At 63.1% G+C, this 16,456-nt stretch carries 19 protein-coding genes; 2 read left to right on the top strand and 17 right to left on the bottom strand.

All coding sequences use genetic code 11. The features are described from left to right. Positions 1 to 48: 48 nt before the first annotated feature. Complete coding sequence (locus GPJ75_RS19115; RefSeq protein WP_246249132.1) at positions 49 to 795, bottom strand: N-formylglutamate amidohydrolase; 747 nt, start codon at positions 793 to 795, stop codon at positions 49 to 51. A 203-nt stretch (positions 796 to 998) separates the two neighbouring features. On the opposite strand from GPJ75_RS19115, the gene GPJ75_RS19110 reads away from it, so the two are divergent. Continuing rightward, complete coding sequence (locus GPJ75_RS19110) at positions 999 to 1,874, top strand: MurR/RpiR family transcriptional regulator (protein ID WP_159586849.1); 876 nt, start codon at positions 999 to 1,001, stop codon at positions 1,872 to 1,874. A 41-nt stretch (positions 1,875 to 1,915) separates the two neighbouring features. Here the strand turns inward: GPJ75_RS19110 and pqqE are convergent, their stop codons facing one another. The 11 genes from pqqE to speB form a co-directional block, all read right to left on the bottom strand. After that, positions 1,916 to 3,061: a pyrroloquinoline quinone biosynthesis protein PqqE gene (gene pqqE / locus GPJ75_RS19105; RefSeq protein WP_163270277.1), complete on the bottom strand. Its 1,146-nt coding sequence runs from the start codon at positions 3,059 to 3,061 to the stop codon at positions 1,916 to 1,918. Beyond that, the gene (gene pqqD / locus GPJ75_RS19100) at positions 3,058 to 3,348 is read right to left on the bottom strand and encodes a pyrroloquinoline quinone biosynthesis peptide chaperone PqqD (protein ID WP_163270275.1); all 291 of its coding nucleotides are present in this window, start codon (positions 3,346 to 3,348) and stop codon (positions 3,058 to 3,060) included. The genes pqqE and pqqD overlap by 4 nt, the downstream gene beginning before the upstream one ends. Then, positions 3,345 to 4,097, bottom strand: a complete 753-nt coding sequence (gene pqqC, locus GPJ75_RS19095) for a pyrroloquinoline-quinone synthase PqqC (protein ID WP_246249131.1) — start codon at positions 4,095 to 4,097, stop codon at positions 3,345 to 3,347. Before pqqC ends, pqqD begins: the two co-directional genes overlap by 4 nt. Beyond that, positions 4,094 to 4,990 (bottom strand): pyrroloquinoline quinone biosynthesis protein PqqB, encoded by an 897-nt coding sequence (gene pqqB, locus GPJ75_RS19090; RefSeq protein ID WP_163270272.1) that lies wholly within the window; start codon positions 4,988 to 4,990, stop codon positions 4,094 to 4,096. Before pqqB ends, pqqC begins: the two co-directional genes overlap by 4 nt. A 38-nt stretch (positions 4,991 to 5,028) precedes the next feature. Then, positions 5,029 to 5,121 (bottom strand): pyrroloquinoline quinone precursor peptide PqqA, encoded by a 93-nt coding sequence (pqqA, locus tag GPJ75_RS19085; RefSeq protein WP_159586844.1) that lies wholly within the window; start codon positions 5,119 to 5,121, stop codon positions 5,029 to 5,031. 178 nt (positions 5,122 to 5,299) lie between these two features. Then, positions 5,300 to 6,076 (bottom strand): carbon-nitrogen hydrolase family protein, encoded by a 777-nt coding sequence (locus GPJ75_RS19080; protein WP_163270852.1) that lies wholly within the window; start codon positions 6,074 to 6,076, stop codon positions 5,300 to 5,302. Then, on the bottom strand, positions 6,073 to 6,876 hold the full coding sequence (locus GPJ75_RS19075; protein WP_163270270.1) for an ABC transporter permease: 804 nt from the start codon (positions 6,874 to 6,876) through the stop codon (positions 6,073 to 6,075). Before GPJ75_RS19075 ends, GPJ75_RS19080 begins: the two co-directional genes overlap by 4 nt. Next, positions 6,873 to 7,730: an ABC transporter permease gene (locus GPJ75_RS19070; RefSeq protein WP_163270267.1), complete on the bottom strand. Its 858-nt coding sequence runs from the start codon at positions 7,728 to 7,730 to the stop codon at positions 6,873 to 6,875. The genes GPJ75_RS19075 and GPJ75_RS19070 overlap by 4 nt, the downstream gene beginning before the upstream one ends. Continuing rightward, a complete protein-coding gene (locus GPJ75_RS19065; protein ID WP_163270264.1) occupies positions 7,727 to 8,764 on the bottom strand; it encodes an ABC transporter ATP-binding protein in 1,038 nt (345 codons plus the stop codon). The genes GPJ75_RS19070 and GPJ75_RS19065 overlap by 4 nt, the downstream gene beginning before the upstream one ends. A 120-nt stretch (positions 8,765 to 8,884) precedes the next feature. Next, positions 8,885 to 9,973 (bottom strand): ABC transporter substrate-binding protein, encoded by a 1,089-nt coding sequence (locus GPJ75_RS19060; RefSeq protein WP_163270262.1) that lies wholly within the window; start codon positions 9,971 to 9,973, stop codon positions 8,885 to 8,887. Positions 9,974 to 10,043: 70 nt separating this feature from the next. Beyond that, positions 10,044 to 11,105 carry an agmatinase gene (gene speB, locus GPJ75_RS19055; RefSeq protein ID WP_163270259.1) on the bottom strand — a complete coding sequence of 354 codons (1,062 nt, stop codon included), beginning with the start codon at positions 11,103 to 11,105 and terminating at the stop codon, positions 10,044 to 10,046. Positions 11,106 to 11,271: 166 nt separating this feature from the next. On the opposite strand from speB, the gene gcvA reads away from it, so the two are divergent. Next, positions 11,272 to 12,285: a transcriptional regulator GcvA gene (gene gcvA / locus GPJ75_RS19050; RefSeq protein WP_163270257.1), complete on the top strand. Its 1,014-nt coding sequence runs from the start codon at positions 11,272 to 11,274 to the stop codon at positions 12,283 to 12,285. A gap of 46 nt (positions 12,286 to 12,331) precedes the next feature. Here gcvA and GPJ75_RS19045 read toward each other — a convergent pair whose 3' ends face one another. The 5 genes from GPJ75_RS19045 to GPJ75_RS19025 are packed head-to-tail and all read right to left on the bottom strand — an operon-like array spanning position 12,332 to position 16,427. Further along, positions 12,332 to 13,033: a fumarylacetoacetate hydrolase family protein gene (locus tag GPJ75_RS19045; protein WP_163270255.1), complete on the bottom strand. Its 702-nt coding sequence runs from the start codon at positions 13,031 to 13,033 to the stop codon at positions 12,332 to 12,334. Beyond that, entirely contained in the window at positions 13,030 to 13,785 is a 756-nt protein-coding gene (locus GPJ75_RS19040) for an ABC transporter permease (protein WP_163270252.1), read from the bottom strand. The genes GPJ75_RS19045 and GPJ75_RS19040 overlap by 4 nt, the downstream gene beginning before the upstream one ends. A 6-nt stretch (positions 13,786 to 13,791) precedes the next feature. Continuing rightward, entirely contained in the window at positions 13,792 to 14,595 is an 804-nt protein-coding gene (locus GPJ75_RS19035) for an ABC transporter ATP-binding protein (RefSeq protein WP_163270250.1), read from the bottom strand. 1 nt (position 14,596) lies between these two features. Beyond that, the gene (locus GPJ75_RS19030) at positions 14,597 to 15,424 is read right to left on the bottom strand and encodes an ABC transporter permease (RefSeq protein ID WP_163270247.1); all 828 of its coding nucleotides are present in this window, start codon (positions 15,422 to 15,424) and stop codon (positions 14,597 to 14,599) included. Positions 15,425 to 15,437: 13 nt separating this feature from the next. Beyond that, positions 15,438 to 16,427 (bottom strand): ABC transporter substrate-binding protein, encoded by a 990-nt coding sequence (locus GPJ75_RS19025; RefSeq protein ID WP_163270245.1) that lies wholly within the window; start codon positions 16,425 to 16,427, stop codon positions 15,438 to 15,440. Between the last annotated feature and the right edge of the window lie 29 nt (positions 16,428 to 16,456).

Raw genomic sequence — 16,456 nt, 5'->3', positions numbered from 1 at the left:
CCACCCACAGGTTCCCGGTGAAGCCGTCCGCTCGGTTCTTCGTCCCACTCATTTCGCCACCATTTCGCCGGCCGGCGCGGCAAGCGCCTTTTGCAGGTGCCGCGCCAGGAGGCGGGCGACCTTCTCCTGTCCCGCCGCGTCGGCGATCAGGTCGTTGCGGATTTCGATCATCACATTGTCGAGGTCGCGCGGCAGAGCCTGGTCGGCCAGCGTGTGAGTCACACCATCCTCTGGCCCGTAGGGCTCGTTGCGCCGCACGACCCAGCCGCTTTCGCCTGCAAGCGAGATCAGGAGCGCGTCGGCCAAACGGCGGTCGCGGTCGTGCAATATGCCGAGGCCGACATCGCGCGGGACACCGAAATAGACGGGCGTGAAGGAATGGATCGTCACGAGCGCCGGTGCGGTCGTCCCCGCGAGGCGTACATCCAGGCAGGCGGCAAGGGCAGCGCGAAACGGCTCGTAGTAGAGTTCGGCGCGACGGGCGCGTTCGGCCGCGGTCAGACCGGCATTGCCGGGAATTGTGTAGGTCTCGCTCTGCGCCGGCATGGCGTCCGCCGAGTGCGGCGGGCGGTTGCAGTCGTAGACGAGGCGTGAGACGCGCTGGGCGACAAGGGGTGCATCGAGAAGCGTGGACAGCCGAAGCGCCACGGCGCGGGCACCGGGATCCCAGGCGATGTGGCTTTCCAGCGCTTCCACACCCAAGCCGAGATCGGCGAATTCCGCCGGAACGACGTTGGAGGCATGCTCGCAGGCCAGCACCACCGGCCCCGCACCCTCGGCGTTGATCGTCTCCACGACCCCCGCTTCCCCGGCGCCTTCTCGTCCCACTTGCCTGCCCACCAATGCGGCCCCTCTTGCCGAAACAGAAAATATCTTTTCATATCTATCTGCGCGGTCAAGATTAATTCTGAAATTTTTGTTACAGGCTCTTCGTAAATGTCTAAATTTTGCGCAATTGCCAATTTGGTCGGCAGCAGAAGGCGGAGGGATCGCAGGGAATGGACGGACCGAACGGGAAAACGGTGGTCGAGCGCTTGCGCGGCGCGTTTGACACGTTGACGCGCGCCGAGAGGCAGCTCGCCAACGCGCTCGTCGACAACTACCCGATGCTCGGGCTGGAGAGCATCACCACGGTGGCCGAGTCGGCGGGCGTATCGACGCCCACCGTCGTGCGCATGGCCAAGAAGCTTGGCTTCGGTGGCTTTCCCGAGATGCAGGCGACCCTTCGGGCGGAGTTGCAGGCGACCATATCCAGCCCTATCGCCAAACATGACCAATGGGCTGAGAACGCGCTGGAAGGGCACCTCCTGAGCCGCTTCGCAGACGCTGTGACGGAGAATATCCGCCAGACGCTGAACCAGATCGACAAACGCACCTTCGACGCGGTGGCGGAGCTTTTATCCGACCAGTCGCGCAACGTGCATGTGGTGGGCGGGCGCATCACCCGCTCCATGGCGGACCACTTCTTCACCCACATGCAGGTCATCCGCCCCGGCGTCACCCAGATCGCCTCCAACTCAAACAGCTGGCCCCACTACGTGCTCAACATGCGGCCGGGCGACATCCTCGTGGCCTTCGACATCCGCCGCTACGAGCACGATATCCTGCGCCTTGCCGAGATGGCGCGGGCGCGCGACGTGACTATTGTCCTCTTCACCGACCAATGGGGCTCGCCCGCCGCCCGCCACGCCGCCCACCGCTTCCACGCGCGCATCGAAGTGCCCTCGGCATGGGACTCCACCGCCGTCATCCTGTTCATCGCAGAGGCGCTGATAGCGGCAATCGAGACCCATACCTGGGAGACGACGCGCGCGCGCATGAACGAGCTGGAAGAACTCTTCGACAGGACGCGGCTGTTCCGGAAGTTCGTGTAGCCCTGTCCCGGCCGGCAACACCGGGTATATCCGTACCAGACCTAGGCGTTGTGGGTGCGCGCAGGCTGTTTCAGCGCGGGCATCCGCCTGTAGGTCAGATCGGCGTCCCGCGTGCTGGATGCCGCCTCCGCGGCGGCCAGAAGGTCCGCGTGGAGCGGCGATTTCGAGCAGGCGGGGTCGGTGGCGGCGGCATCGCCGGCGAGCGCCATCGCCTGGCATCGGCATCCGCCGAAATCGACCGCTTTGCGCGCGCAAGACCGGCAGGGTTCCTGCATCCATTCATCACCGCGGAAGGCGTTGAAGGCTTCGCTGTGCGTCCAGATCTCCTTCAGCGGACGCTGGCGCACATTGTCGAATGTCAGCCACGGGATGGTCGGCGCCGCGTGGCAGGGGAGGACCTGCCCATCCGGGGCGATGTTCAGGCTCGTGCTCGCCCACCCGCCCATGCAGGCCTTCGGATAGGTGGCGTAATAATCGGCGGGAACATAGTCGATGACGAGCACACCCGTCAGCCGCTGTCGCGCCGCGTGAACCATCTCTCCGGCTTTTTGGACCTGCTCACGCGTCGGCATCAGCGCTGCCTTGTTCTTTTCCGCCCAGCCGTGAAACTGAACCGTCGCCACTTCGAGCCGGCGGGCGCCGAGATTGACCGCGAGATCGATCATCAGATCGAGCGTCGACAGGTTGTGCCGGTGCATGACCGCATTGATGGTCAGCGGAAGGCCGAGCTTCACGGTCCATCCGGCAACGGCGATCTTCCTGTCGAAGCCGCCCTTGTAGCCGCCATAGAGATCGGCGGTTTCATGATCGACACCCTGCAGCGAAAGCTGCACGTGGTCGAGCCCGTTTGCGGCAAGCTTTTCCAGCCGCGCCTCGGTGAGGCCGACGCCGGAGGTGATCAGGTTGGAATAGAGCTCGGCGCCCGTCGAGGCGGCAACAAGTTCTTCGAGATCATGCCGCGCCGCCGGCTCGCCACCCGAAAGATGCAGATGCAGCACGCCCAGATCGGCGGCTTGCTGGAAGACGTCCACCCATTCCTGTGTCGAAAGCTCTCCGGAGCGGCGCACCAGATCGACTGGATTCGAGCAGTAAGGGCAGGCGAGAGGACAGCGATGCGTCAGTTCGGCAAGCATTGCCATCGGCACCTGGATGCGCGGGCCTGCGCGCGGTGCGGAAACCTGTGTCATGGCACATCGATCTCCAACATCCGGCGCTCCACCAGCGATGACAGGAATGTCCTGACATCCGCCGAAATCCTCTCTCTTGGCGCATCATACTTGGCTGCCAGAGTATCGATCACTTCGCCGAAGCTGCGTACGCCATCGACCTCGGCGAGGATCGCGGCCGCCACGGCGTCAAGCTCCAGTGTGCGTTCCGGCGCAAGCAGCAACCATGTGTCGCGCGCTTTGTCGAAGCGGGTGCGCACGCCCTTCAAAAGACGTGGCCGGGCTGTTTCCGGGATCTCCGTGGTCATTCGTGCAACCCCTCTCCGGGGCGCCAGGCGCCGGGAGGGATGTGTCCCGGCTCCACATAGGCCGAATAGAGCGCGTCCAGCATGGCCCAGAGCACGTCGGTCTTGAATGTCAGCGCCGCCGCTGCCGCCTCCTGCTTTTCGGCGGTGGTGGCATGGTCGAGCACATAGGTGAGCCCGAAGGCGACATCTTTCGGGGCCTCGTCGAGCCTGTTGCGGAAATAGCTGATGCTCTCCTCGTTGGCGAAGTCGTAATGTTCGAGCAGTCCGGCAATGCGCTCGGTGTGTATCCTGGGCGCGAAAAGTTCCGTCAGCGAGGAGGCGATCGCCTCGAGCAGGCTACGCTCGCGAACGAAGCGGACATAGGCCTCGACAGCAAACCGTGTTGCCGGAAGCACGCCGACAGCAGAGGCAACATAGTCGCGGTCGAGCCCGACGGCGGCGGCGAGCTTCAGCCAGCGCTCGATCCCGCCAGGGCGCTCCGCACTGCCATCGTGGTCCTCGATGCGCGAGCGCCAGATGCGCCGCAGCGCCGGATCCTCGCAGCGCGACAACAGCGCCGCGTCCTTCATCGGGATGCGGCTTTGATACATGTAGCGGTTGATCACCCAGGCCCGCACCTGGTCGGGCGTGCACTGCCCGGAATGAAGCCGGTGATGGAAGGGGTGCCGGTCGTGATAGCGCTCCTCGCCGATGCGGCGCAGACGCGCCTCGAAATCCTCGCGGGACAGTCTGACCGGCTGCTGTGTCACCAGCTCAACTCCATCTGATCGTAACCGATTTCCCAGCCGGCCTCTTCAGCCGCCCTTCGCTCGGCCGAAGCCGGGTCGAGCACGGGATTGGTGTTGTTGATATGGATGAAGATCTTCCGCTCCACCCCGAGCTCGGCAAAGGCCTCGATCGAACCTTGCGCCCCGCTCATCGCCATATGTCCCATCCGGGTGCCCGTCTTCGCGCCGACGCCTGCGCGTTGCATTTCATCCTCGCGCCAGACAGTGCCGTCGAAGAAGACCAGCGGCGCGCCGGCGAGCCGCTCGGCCACCTGCCGGGTCATCTTGGCGCAGCCGGGAATGTAATAGGCCTTCTCATCGCCGCCGTCGATTTCCACACCGACCGTCTGCTCGCCTTCGATATCCGTCTTCACCTCGCCGGTTTCGGCATAGAGCGGTACTTTCCCGGGCACGGCAAAAAGCCGTGCCTTCACATCGGGAAGAAGCTCGAATTCCTCTTCCAGCCCGACGCATGTCTGCTCGACGCAACCCGCATCGAGCGCACGGAAAATCGGGTTGGCTGCGAGAATGTCGGCAATTTCGCGTGTGACAAAGAGCTTGAACGGCTGCTTCTCCCGCAGGGTCAGCAAGCCTGCGATATGATCGAGGTCACCGTTCGTGATGAGGACGCTGGCGATCGGCGACGCACGCAGGCCCGTTGGATGCAGTGCCTGCGTCAGATTGATCTGCTCGCGAATATCCGGAGAGGCGTTCAACACAGCCCACCGTTTGCCGTCCGCCGATACCGCGAGGGAAGACTGGGTCCGCGGCAGAAAACCTTCAACGTTTTCACGGACGGCCCTGCAATTGCGGCAGCAGCAATTCCACTGCGGAAAGCCGCCGCCCGCTGCCGCGCCAAGCACGACAGCGCGCATTGGTAACGTTCTCTCTTTGATTGCCGTATGTCTGCTGCTTAGAACTGCGGATCGCCGTCATCGGCGGGGGCATAGCGGCAGATTTCCATGCCGCATTCATATTCCCGGATCGTCGGTGTCGACCACGTCATGAACGTCTCCTCCTGAATGTTCCTCGCCTGCGAGTTTCATGAAACTCGCATGAAACTCGACCGATATTAGAGGCGGAGAACAAGTCAGGGTCAAGGACGGGGAGCCAGTACTTTGGTCCTGCCGGATCTGTACCGGGTCAGGCTGGCATAGAAATGCCCGCTGGGGGAGGGTCGAAGCCTAAAGCCGCAGGTCACGCAGGTAAGGATTGGCTGCCGCCGAGGCGGCGAAATCCTGCGGCCGGATATCGGCGAAGAGGAGTGTCTCCGACGTCTCGTCAGCCTCCGCGAGCAGGTTGCCATCGGGTGCTGCAACGGCGGAAAGGCCGGCATAGGAGAACAGGTCATCGGCGCCGCAATTGTTGACATAGGCGACGAAGACCTGGTTCTCGAACGCACGGACGGGGATCATCTTTCGGGCGATCAGTTCGGCGTGGTCGCTGGCAGGTAGCGCCGTCGGCACCGCGACGAGATCTGCGCCGGCTTGTGCCAGCCGGCGGACGTTCTCGGGAAACTCGACATCGTAGCAGATCAGGATGCCGATCCTGAGGCCACCATGCTCCACGATACAGGCCGAGGGCAGCTCGGCGGCGAACATGTCACGCTCGTAATCGCCGTAGAGGTGCGACTTTCGGTAAATCACCGGCTCCTTCCGTCCATCGGCGAAGACCGCGCTGTTATAGATTGAGCCTTCCGCCGCCTCGGCGAAGCCTGCGAGGATGGCGATCCTCGCATCGAGCGAGATCAGGGTCAGCTTTGCGACGATTTCGCCGCCCGGCGGCTCAGCCAGGTTGCGCATGTCGTCGCCGGAGCCGTAACCCGGCAGTGCGAGCTCCGGCGCAACCAGCAGTTCCGCGCCATCTGCCGAGGCTTCGCGGGCGGCTTTCTCGATACGGGCGAGATTTGCCGCCTGATCGGCCGCGACCGCCTTCATCTGGAACGCGGCGATGCGCATCAGCTCTCGTCCGAAGCCATCGCCCCGAGCAACCGTGGCAGGTCGCCGAAGCGGGCGATCAGCGCGAAGACGACGGCCGCGATCGCCACGAAGAACACCGAGACCGAGGCCATGGTCGGCGTATAGCCGTAGCGCAGCGCATTGAAGATCTTGATCGGCAGTGTCTCCATGGTGAAGCCGACGGTCATGTAAGCCACGATATACTCATTGAGCGACAGGACGAAGGCGAAGGCATAGCCGGAAACGAGATAGGGCAGGATCAGCGGCAGGACCACCGTGCGCAGCACGAGGCGGTCGTCAGCGCCCATGGTCGCGGCGGCCTCGACCAACGAACGGTCGATCGAGGAGAAGCCGAGCGAAAGCGTGACCAGCGGCAGCGTTACGAAGAAGATCGCGTGGCTGATCACCGCCGTCCACGGCTGGCCATAGAAGCCGATCGTCGCCCAAAAGGTGAGCAGTCCGAGCGCTGTGATGACCGGCGGCAGGATGAACGGGGCGACGCCGAGCAGGCGAAAAACGTTGGCCCAGGGCGCGATACGCCGCCACAGGAACCAGGAGAGCGGCAGTGCGATCAGAACCGCGAGCGCCGCCGAGAGCGCGGCAAGAAGGACCGAGGCGATGAGCGCGGAGCGCCAGCCTGGATCGGTAAATATCTGCCCGTACCAAGCCATGGAAAAGCCCTCGGGCGGGAATGTCAGCGACTGCTTCTCGTTGAACGAGACGCCTGCAACGACGATCAGCGGCCCCGCCAGAAAAAGCGCGACGACGGCAAAGCCGAGCCTGCGTAGGAATGTATCGGTCATGCGGTAGCCTCCCGACGCCCGCCGACAAGCAACGTCAGCCCCACCAGCGCCAGCGAGATCAGAACCAGGAACACCGCCATCGCCGCGGCGAACGGCATGTTGGACTGGTAGATCGCCTGGTCGGTGATAAGTACCGACAGCGTCCAATGCCGCGGCCGACCGAGGATCTGCGGCAGCAGATAGGAGCCGAGCGCGAAGACGAACACCATGATCAGCGTGGCGACGATCGTGTTCCTGAGCGCCGGCACGATGATATTGATAAAGCCGCGCAGCGGGGAGGCGCCCAGCGTGCGCGCAGCCTCGAGAAGTGTCGGGTCGAGCCGGACGAGCGCCGGGTAGAGGACCAGGATCGTATAGGGCAGCGCCTGGTAGACCATGCCGGTCAGTACCGCTCCGAAGCCGGGCAGCAGGGCCTGCGGCTCCGACATCAACCCGGCGGCCACGAGGAGATTGGTGATGCCGGCCGTGCGCGAAAAGAGCGTCGACCAGGCAAAGCCGATGATGACTTCCGAAAGTGAGAGAACCGACAGCAGACAGACGAGCCACACAATCTGCACACGCCGCGAGGTCTTGGTCAAAAGGTAGGTGAAGGGGAAGGCTATCGCGACACAAATGACGGCGACCATGATGGCGAGCATCAGCGAGAAGCCGAGTACCCCGCCGAAGAAGGCGCTCAGGAAGCGCCCGTAGTTGTCGATGACGAAATCGGGCGTATAGAAGCCGCCCTGCTGCCGCCTGAAGAAGCTGACGGCGATCATGGTCGAGAACGGGACTACGAAGAAGATGATCAGCATGATGGCGGGAAAGGCCAGGGGCGTGTAGTCGGCGATCGTGCGGGGCGGTTCACGTCTCATTGCTTGAGCACCACGCAGCTCTCCGCCGGCAGTGTTACCCCGACCTCGGTACCCGCCTCGATGTCGCCGCGCTCGCGGGGCGTTGTCACGGCGACGATCGTCGTGCCGCCGACCTCGACGAAGGTTTCGATGGTGCCGCCGAGGTCTCGGACGAAGGTGACCTTGCCGCGGAAGGCGCCGTTTGCGCTTCCCGCCAGATGCACATCCTCGGGACGGATGGAGACAAGGCCACTGGCCATCCCTTTGGGCAGCGAGAGGCCGGCGATGGGCTGCCCCAGGGTAATGGCACGGCCGGCTCTGTCCGCTTTCACCTCAAGCAGGTTGGTCGAGCCGATGAAGTCGGCGACGAAAGCATCGGCCGGCTTGCGGTAGATTTCGATCGGAGACGCCGCCTGCCTGATGCGCCCTTCGCCCATCACCACCACGAGGTCGGCCATGGTCATGGCCTCGCGCTGGTCGTGAGTCACCACGATGGTGGTGATGCCGAGCTTCTGCTGGAGTTGGCGCAGCTCCACCTGCATCGCCTCGCGCAGCTTGGCGTCGAGGGCCGAGAGCGGCTCGTCGAGCAGGAAGAGGCGTGGTGAAAGCGCCAGCGCCCGGGCGATTGCCACGCGCTGGCGCTGCCCGCCGGAAAGCTTCGATACCGGGCGGGCGGCATAGCCGGGGAGATGGACGAGGGCGAGAAGCTCCTCGACGCGCTTTCTCTGCCCATTCTTGTCAACGCCGCGGATCCGCAGCGGGTAGGCTATGTTTTCTCCCACCGTCAGATGCGGGAAGAGCGCCAGCGACTGGAACACCATGCCGAGATTGCGCTTGTGCGTGGGAACCGGCGTCATGTCCTCGTCGTCGAGGAGGATGGCGCCGGCCGAGGGTTCCTCCAGCCCCGCGATCATGCGCAGGAGCGTGGTCTTGCCGCAGCCCGAAGGCCCGAGTATGCAGACGAAGGTGCCGTGCGGCACGGTGAGATCGACATCGTCGACCGCGGTGAAATTGCCGAAGCGCTTCGACAAGTCCTTCAGATGCAATCCCGACATGAGCAAATCCACCATGAGGGCCGTACCGCCGTCGGTTCCAAGAAAAGCGGTGTGGCGGCCAGGAAGTATGATTCCGGACGGAAGCACATGCGCCCGGCTCGTAGGCGGCCCCCAATCACGTCACCCGACGATCATCTCCGTCCACTTCTGGTTCAGCCAGTCGGATTTGCTGGTGTAGAGGTCGTAGCGTGGGACGATCGGGTCGATCTCCGACGATACGGCCGCGAATTCCTTGTCGGTGAGGTCGAGCTTGTCGCGCTTCAGCGTGGGGGCTGTGCCGACCTTGCGCGACATGAGGCTCTGGATCTCCGGCCGGCTCATGTAGTCGATGAAGATATGCGCCTCCTCGACCTTGTCGGACGCCCGCGACAGCACCCAATTGCCGGAATCCTGAATGCCGCCTTCCTTGGGGAAGGTCGAGCGCACCGGGAAGCCGTCGGCGGCGGCAAGCCCCGTGACGTCGTGGTAGTACTGGCCCATCGGAATCTCACCCGACTTCAACGCCTGCTCGAACTGCGCCTCGTCGCGGTACCATAGCCGCACGTTCGGCTTGACCTCGGCAAGCTTCTCGAAGGCCTTCAACTGGCCCTCTTCCGTGTCGAGTGCGTCGGTGCCCCCCATGAAAGTCTTGGCCGTCACCTCCAGCAGGAAGGAGTTGGAGACGAGTGCCAACAGGCCGAGCTTGTCTTCATTCGCAGGATCCCAAAGTGCTGCCCAGGAGTCCGGCGCCTCGGGATAGACATCAGTGTTGGAGACCAGCGTGATGTACCAAGCAACCGCCCCGATGCCGGCGACGAGACCGTCGGGATATTTTGCGATGAAGGGTTCGAGCAGGTCGTCGTAGTTCCCGATCCTGGCGGGGTCGAGCGGTGTCCATAATTCAGTTTCCTGGCCTTTCAGCGTCGTTGTCTGGGACATCATCGAAAGATCGGCCGGCGCCTGCCCGGCGCGGGCTGCCTGCTCGAGCTGCACCAGCCACGCCTCGCCCGTCGGCTCTGCGACCGACTCTACCGCAATGCCCGTCGCCTTGGTGAACTCCGGGAAGATATTCTCGTCGAAGGAGTCCTTGAAATAACCGCCGTAGACGCCGACCTTCAGCGACCTGTCCTGTGCGCGCAGAATGGAGGGCATTGCAAGCATGCCCACGCCCGCCATGCCCGCGGCCAATACCTTGCGTCGGCTGACGCCTGTCTTGTGAAGTTCCTTCATCATCGTTCTCCTGTAGAAGGCCGTGTTTTTCCGGCCGGTTCCCTTGTTTTTATTATAGCACTTATCAGTCTCAGCCTGGCTTGCCGGCTATGGCCGGGCTGAACACCATCAGGCTGAGAATCTCGAACAGGACCTGCGCGCCGGCATGGGCGGTATTGGCGGTCGTATCGTACTGCGGCGCGACCTCGACGACGTCGCCGCCGACCAGGTTCACGCCCTTCAGGCCACGCAGCAGTTCCAGCACCTCGCGCGTGGTAAGCCCGCCTACTTCCGGTGTGCCGGTACCCGGCGCGAAGGCCGGGTCGAGGCTGTCGATATCGAAGGAGAGGTAGGTTGGGCCATCACCGACGATCTCTTTCGCTTTCTCGATGATCGCAGGGATTCCCATTGAGGAAATCTCCTCGGCATGGATCACCGTCATGCCCGACTCGTAGGAGAATTCCCACAGGTATTCGGCAGCACCCCGGATGCCGATCTGGATCGTACGGGTCGGATCGAGCACGCCGTCGAGCACGGCGTTGCGGAACGGTCCGCCATGATGGAATTTGGTCTGGTCGAAAGCACCGCCGGTGTCGCAGTGCGCGTCGATATGGATCATGCCGACCGGCCGCTTGCCGCCGACCGCCTTCAGGATCGGATGAGTGATCGAATGATCGCCGCCGACTGAGAGCGGCACGACGCCCGCGTCGATCATCTTGCCCACGTAGCGCTCGATGTCGTCGTGGCACTGCTCCAGCCGATAACGGCTCGCGAAGGGGACGTCGCCGATATCCGCCACGCGCAGGTCGAAAACGGGAGCGCAGTCGAGCACATGGTTGTAGGGGCCGATGCGCTCGATCGTGCGCATCGCGCGCGGTCCGAAACGCGAGCCTGGCCGGTTGGTCACGCCGAGATCCATGGGGACGCCGAGGAGAGCAACCTGTAGATCGCCGAAATCGGGATTGGCGGCGTCGACCTGACGGTGGGGGGCTGTCAGGAAAGTGGGGATGCCGGCATAGGGCGCGAGGCGGGTACCGGTCTCAGAGAATATCTTGTCGGCAACCCGGCGGAAGCGCGGATCGAACAATTCTCCGCCATGGCTTTCGCTGTATTTCTTCCTGAGCGCTTCGAGCTTCTCGTGATGCCAAGCCATCCAGCCCGCTCCCTTGCCTGCCTTGACCGGCGGTTAACACCCGAAGCAGGGCGTGCCCGTTCGGCCAGCAATCGTTCAAGATTGCTGAATGCTGATGCAGCGGAGTTGAAAATGCAATTGAGATTGTTATAGGGTTTCATATGAGAAAATCTAACAGGGCCAACCGGTGCCTAAGCGTCTGCCTCCGCTCAATCCCCTGCGTGCCTTCGAGGCGGCGGCGCGGCACGGCTCGCTGACGAAGGCGGCGGGGGAACTGCATGTGACCCACGGCGCGGTGAGCCATCAGATCCGCGCACTGGAAGCTTCGCTCGATGTCAAGTTGTTCGAGCGGGCGGGGCAGCGCCTGAAGATGACGGCACATGGCGCGGAACTGCTGCCGGCAGTTTCTTTCGCCTTCGAGGAGATAGCAGCGGCGACGGCGCGTATGACGCGGCCGACAACCTCCGGCACGCTGTCGCTCACCTGCGTCCCCGCGCTGCTGTCGTTCTGGCTCCTCCCGCGCATCGGCAGCTTCATTGCCCGCTACCCGGATATTCGACTGACGCTCGATGCTTCGAACGATCCCGCCAATATCTTTTCGCCCGACGTCGATGTCGCCATCGTCTATGGCGATGGAAGCTGGACCGATTGCTGGCTGAAACTGTGGACTCCGCTCGACCTCTTCCCCGTCGTCAGCCCGACGCTCATCAACAACCGCCCGATCCGCACCATCCGCGACATGGGCAACCATGTCATGCTGCATGGTGATGACGGGCGGGAATGGCATACCTGGCTCGCCGCCGCCGATGCATTGGACCTCAAGCCCAGTCAGCAGCTTTTCCTGTCTGACGCCCGCCTCGCGATCGAGGCGGCAGTACACGGTCACGGAGTCGCACTCGGTGATACGATGACGGCGGCCAATTTGTTGGCGAAAGGGCAACTCGTCGCCCCCTTCAACTTGGCGGTGCCGGCTGTCGATGCCTTCTATGTCGCCTGTCGGAAGGATCTCAGGGCAGCACCGATCGTCAACGTGTTCATCGATTGGCTGTTCGCCGCCCTTCAGGAAGACAACGCCCGCGCCGAGCCGCAGGCTTCCGCTCGGCGCGCCATCCGCCCCGTGGCGGGCAAACCCGCCGGATCGATGCGTATTCCACAATCGGCGCCACAGCGTCCTGCAAAGCTCAAATCCGTAAGGAAATAGGCAACGCGCCCTGCCGGTCCTCAATCCGCGATCGCAGATGCAGCCCTCAGACGACCCGCACCTCAAGATCGCCGATGCCCTCGATATGACCCCTGAGAACGTCGCCGCGCTCGACCGCGCCGACACCCGCTGGCGTTCCGGAAAAGATGATATCGCCCGGAGCGAGAGTGAACAGGCCGGACAGATAGTTGATCATCTCCGGCACCTTCCAGATCATTTGGTTAAGGTCGCCCGTCTGCTTGCGCTCGCCGTTGAGGTCGAGCCAGATGGCTCCCTCATTGGGATGGCCGGTCGTGGCAGCCGGTACCAGCGCCGTACACGGAGCCGAGGCTTCGAAGGCCTTTCCGACCTCCCAAGGGCGCCCCATGTCCTTCGCCACTCCCTGCAGATCGCGCCGCGTCATGTCGAGAGCGACGCCATAACCGTAGACGCAGTCCAACGCCCTTTCGACCGGAATATCCCTGCCGCCGCTCTTCAGTGCCACCATCATCTCGATCTCGTAGTGCACGTCGTTCGACGCCGGGGGATAAGGAAAGGTTCCGCTCGTATCGAGATTGTCGGGGTTCTTCTGAAAGAAGAAGGGCGGCTCCTTGTCGGGGTCGTGACCCATCTCCACTGCGTGCGCGGCATAATTGCGGCCGACGCAATAGACCCGGTGCACCGGAAAGAGTTTCTCGGAGCCCGCCACGGGAACGGCGGGAAAAGCCGTGGGCTCGATGACGAAGTTTGCCGCACCCTGAATGTTCATTGTCTTGCTCCTGCGTAATACTCGACTTTGCCTTCGATCCGCTCGATAAGCTCTGCGATCAGCATCGCGAAGGCGAAAAGGATGATGGTAAGGGCCCAGAACTCCGCCATGCGGAAGTTGCGCGAGAAGGTCTCGAAGAGGGCGCCATAGCCGACGATGGCGACGAGCAGTTGCCCGATGACGACGCCTTTGACGCCGCGGATGAGGCCGAGCCGGATACCGGCAAGGATCTCCGGCAGAGCGGCCCAAAGGATGATCTTAGCGTAAAGCGCGGGCTTCGTGGCCCCATAGGAACGCGCCATCTCGATGAGTGAGGGCGAGACGTGGCGCACGCCGGCACGGGTGTCCAGAACGATGATCCAGACGGCGAAGAGAAACACCGCCGCGATGATCGTCCTCTCCCCGAACCCGAACAGGATCATCAGCACCGGAACGAGCGCCGAGAGCGGCGCGCTGGAGAAGATGTTGACCCACATGCCCAGAAGATCATCAGCGATCTTGACCCGCCCCATGAGGACGCCAAGCGGCACGCCGCACGTGATCGCCAGCGCCATGCCGGTGGCGAAGGCGCGTAGCGTCGTCACCGTGGCATCTTGCCATGAGGAGGTCTGCACGAGCTGGACTGCGGCGGCAAGTACATCGCTGAAGGGCGGAAGCAGAAAGACGAGGTCCAGCCGGCCAACGATCTCCCACGCAAGGCACCAGACGAGGAGCGATGCCATCATCGGTATGCGGTAGCCGAACAGTGTCACGAGTGATCACTCCACATATTGCTTCAGCCCTTGCCATATCTCCTCGACCGTATCGAGGTAGCGCTGGTCGCGGTGGATGCTGTCCGGATCGCCGGAGCGGTCTATGTCCGGCTCGATCACCTGCGAGACCCGGCCGGGCCGGGGCGACAGGAGCACGATGCGGTCGGAGATGTAGACGGCCTCCTCGATGGAGTGGGTGACGAAGATGAAGGTCTTGTTCTGCGCACTGCGCAGCCGGATCAGGTCCTCCTGGAATTTCCGCCGGTTCTGTTCATCGACAGCCGAAAAAGGCTCGTCGAGAAGCAGGACCTCAGCATCCACGGACAACGCCCGGGCAAGCCCCACACGCTGGCGCATGCCGCCGGAAAGTTCGTGCGGATATTTGTCCTCGAAACCCGAAAGCCCGACCTGGGCGATGTAGCGGCGCGCGGTCTCTTCGCGCTCGGTCTTGCCCGTTCCACGCAGTTCGAGACCGAAGGCCACGTTGCGCAACACCGTCGCCCAGGGCATCAGGGCAAAATCCTGGAACACGAAGGCGCGCTCCGGTCCCGGCCCGCTGACGTGCTTTCCATCGACCGTCACGGAGCCGGCGCTGGCGCCTATCAGGCCTGCAATGATCTTCAGGAGCGTGGTCTTGCCGCAGCCGCTGGGCCCCAGGAGGCTCGTTAACTTACCGCGCGGGAAGTCGAGGTCGATGTCGCGCAGCGCCTCGACGTTTCCGTAGGACTTGCAGATTCCCTTCACCTCGACGATCGCCTCCAGCGAGGTGTGAACCGTGGATTGTTTCTCTCGCAATGCGGTGACGGCCATCTCAGGCTCCCCTCTTCTCGGGTCGGAAGACGCGCACTTCGATCCACTGCAGGAAGACGAGCGTGAGAGTTGAGAGGGCGATGATGGAGGCTATGGTTGCGTACATCTCGGCATAATCCGCACGTGAACGGTGGAATGTGATGAGGTCGCCGATCCCGGTCGGCGTAATCAGTAGCTCGGCCAGGACGACGCCGACGAAGCCGGCGGCGACCCCAAGGCGAAGACCGGCGAAGATGACCGGGCTTGCATCGGGAAGGATGATCCTGGTGATGGTCTGCCAGCGCGTGCCGAGGAAGGAACGGCACATCACGAGAAGCGACTCATTGACGTTTCGAACTGCCTTGTAGGTGTTGAGCACGATCACCGGCAGAGCCAAGATCATCACCGCGATGGTCTTCGCGGTCATGCCGATGCCGTAGACGAAGGTGACGAGCGGAATGAACGCGGCGACAGGGGCGGCCTGAAGCACGATGAAGACGGGGATCAAGAGCCATTCCCCCGCGCGCGACAAGCCGCAGACAATCCCGATGCCGACGCCGAGAAAGGTCGACAGCAGGACGCCCAGCACCAGTGGCTGCAGCGTCGAGAGATAGGCTGCCGGCATGCTTCCGTCCGCGATCAGTCTAAAAAACGCAGCGATCGTGTCGGAAAACGTAGGGAAGGCGAAGCTTACGGGAATATGTCCGGCGATCTCCCAGATCCCCGCGAAGAGAGCGATTGACACGAGGCGGAGGATAATCGGCCGATCCCTCAGCCCTCTCGCCTCTTCGCTGGTGGCAGTGAGAGTGAGGTCGGTCACCTCGCTCTCCGTTCTGACGTTTGTCGCCATCGGCTGGGGCAACCTAGTTCGTGCCGAGTTTGGCAAGAACACGATCGAGCGGCCGGAGGTCCCAGAAATCTTCAACCTTCAGTGATGCCGGATCGCCCTCGATCTGGTCGGCGAGCGTGAAGAACTCGAAATCGTCGGCTGCCGCCTCGGCGCCGCCGCCATTGATCGCCAGTGCGCCGGCCTCTGCCGTTTCCTTGTAGTATTCCTCGACTTCCACATCCGCCTCCGCGCCCAGGTCCGGCAACAGCCCGTAGGTGTTGCGAAACTCCACCGCGACGGCTGGGTTCTCCGTGATTTCACGCCCGGTTTTGATCAGTTCCTCAACCAGGATGTCGACATCGGCAGTGTTGCTCTCCAGATAATCCACGGTCGCGAACACGGCCTCGTCCGTGGCACTCAGATCCTCCACTGGCAGGACGATAAACTTGCCGGGCGCCTCTGCTTCGAGCGCGCGCCGGTTGGCCGCGTCGACGATCGAGGCCTTCACCGTGCCCTGAAGAAGCGCGCCGCGCCGCACTTCCGAACCGGGGACGTAGCTGATATCGCCGTAGGTGATGCCATGGTTCTTGGCCATCAGGAGCATGACGGCTTCAGTGCCCGAGCCGCGGGCGTGAACGGCGATCTCCTGCCCATCGAGATCCTCCCAGCTCTTGTAGAACTCGCTGTTGACGACAGGAAAGAACCGCAACGTCGAGATTTGCCCGAAGATGCGGATCGGCACGCCGACCTTCTGGATCAGCGTGTAGGGGGCGCCGATACCCACATCGGCCTGACCACCGACGATCGCCTGCGCCGCAAGGTCTTCATCGTTGAGGATAATCAGCTCGACATTCACTCCGCGCTCTTTGGTGCGCTCGATAGCGGCGAGCGTCTGGATCGACTCGATGCCGGGCAGGTCGCCGAAGGCAATCCGCATGTCGCCGGCCTCCGCGGCGCCAAGCGGCAAGGCGCTCCCTATTGCCGTAGCCAGGACGGCAGCAAACATTGCGCGTCTCGTGGTCATTGTCGTCTCCTCCCTTGGTCTTGTAACCA

This window comes from Chelativorans alearensis (genome assembly GCF_010993735.1).
GTDB classification, from domain to species: Bacteria; Pseudomonadota; Alphaproteobacteria; order Rhizobiales; family Rhizobiaceae; genus Chelativorans; species Chelativorans alearense.
The sequence above is the reverse complement of the archived record's forward strand: the minus strand, read 5'-3'. Positions and strand labels throughout refer to the sequence as shown.

Bases quoted from the DNA above. Each gene is read 5' to 3' on its own strand.
- GPJ75_RS19060 (WP_163270262.1), bottom strand. From the start codon at position 9,973: ATGAAGGAACTTCACAAGACAGGCGTCAGCCGACGCAAGGTATTGGCC.
- GPJ75_RS19045 (WP_163270255.1), bottom strand. From the start codon at position 13,033: ATGAACATTCAGGGTGCGGCAAACTTCGTCATCGAGCCCACGGCTTTT.
- GPJ75_RS19030 (WP_163270247.1), bottom strand. From the start codon at position 15,424: ATGGCGACAAACGTCAGAACGGAGAGCGAGGTGACCGACCTCACTCTC.
- GPJ75_RS19070 (WP_163270267.1), bottom strand. From the start codon at position 7,730: ATGAGACGTGAACCGCCCCGCACGATCGCCGACTACACGCCCCTGGCC.
- GPJ75_RS19035 (WP_163270250.1), bottom strand. From the start codon at position 14,595: ATGGCCGTCACCGCATTGCGAGAGAAACAATCCACGGTTCACACCTCG.
- speB (WP_163270259.1), bottom strand. From the start codon at position 11,105: ATGGCTTGGCATCACGAGAAGCTCGAAGCGCTCAGGAAGAAATACAGC.
- pqqB (WP_163270272.1), bottom strand. From the start codon at position 4,990: ATGCGCGCTGTCGTGCTTGGCGCGGCAGCGGGCGGCGGCTTTCCGCAG.
- GPJ75_RS19075 (WP_163270270.1), bottom strand. From the start codon at position 6,876: ATGACCGATACATTCCTACGCAGGCTCGGCTTTGCCGTCGTCGCGCTT.
- pqqA (WP_159586844.1), bottom strand. From the start codon at position 5,121: ATGACGTGGTCGACACCGACGATCCGGGAATATGAATGCGGCATGGAA.
- GPJ75_RS19065 (WP_163270264.1), bottom strand. From the start codon at position 8,764: ATGTCGGGATTGCATCTGAAGGACTTGTCGAAGCGCTTCGGCAATTTC.
- GPJ75_RS19110 (WP_159586849.1), top strand. From the start codon at position 999: ATGGACGGACCGAACGGGAAAACGGTGGTCGAGCGCTTGCGCGGCGCG.
- GPJ75_RS19025 (WP_163270245.1), bottom strand. From the start codon at position 16,427: ATGACCACGAGACGCGCAATGTTTGCTGCCGTCCTGGCTACGGCAATA.
- pqqE (WP_163270277.1), bottom strand. From the start codon at position 3,061: ATGACACAGGTTTCCGCACCGCGCGCAGGCCCGCGCATCCAGGTGCCG.
- pqqD (WP_163270275.1), bottom strand. From the start codon at position 3,348: ATGACCACGGAGATCCCGGAAACAGCCCGGCCACGTCTTTTGAAGGGC.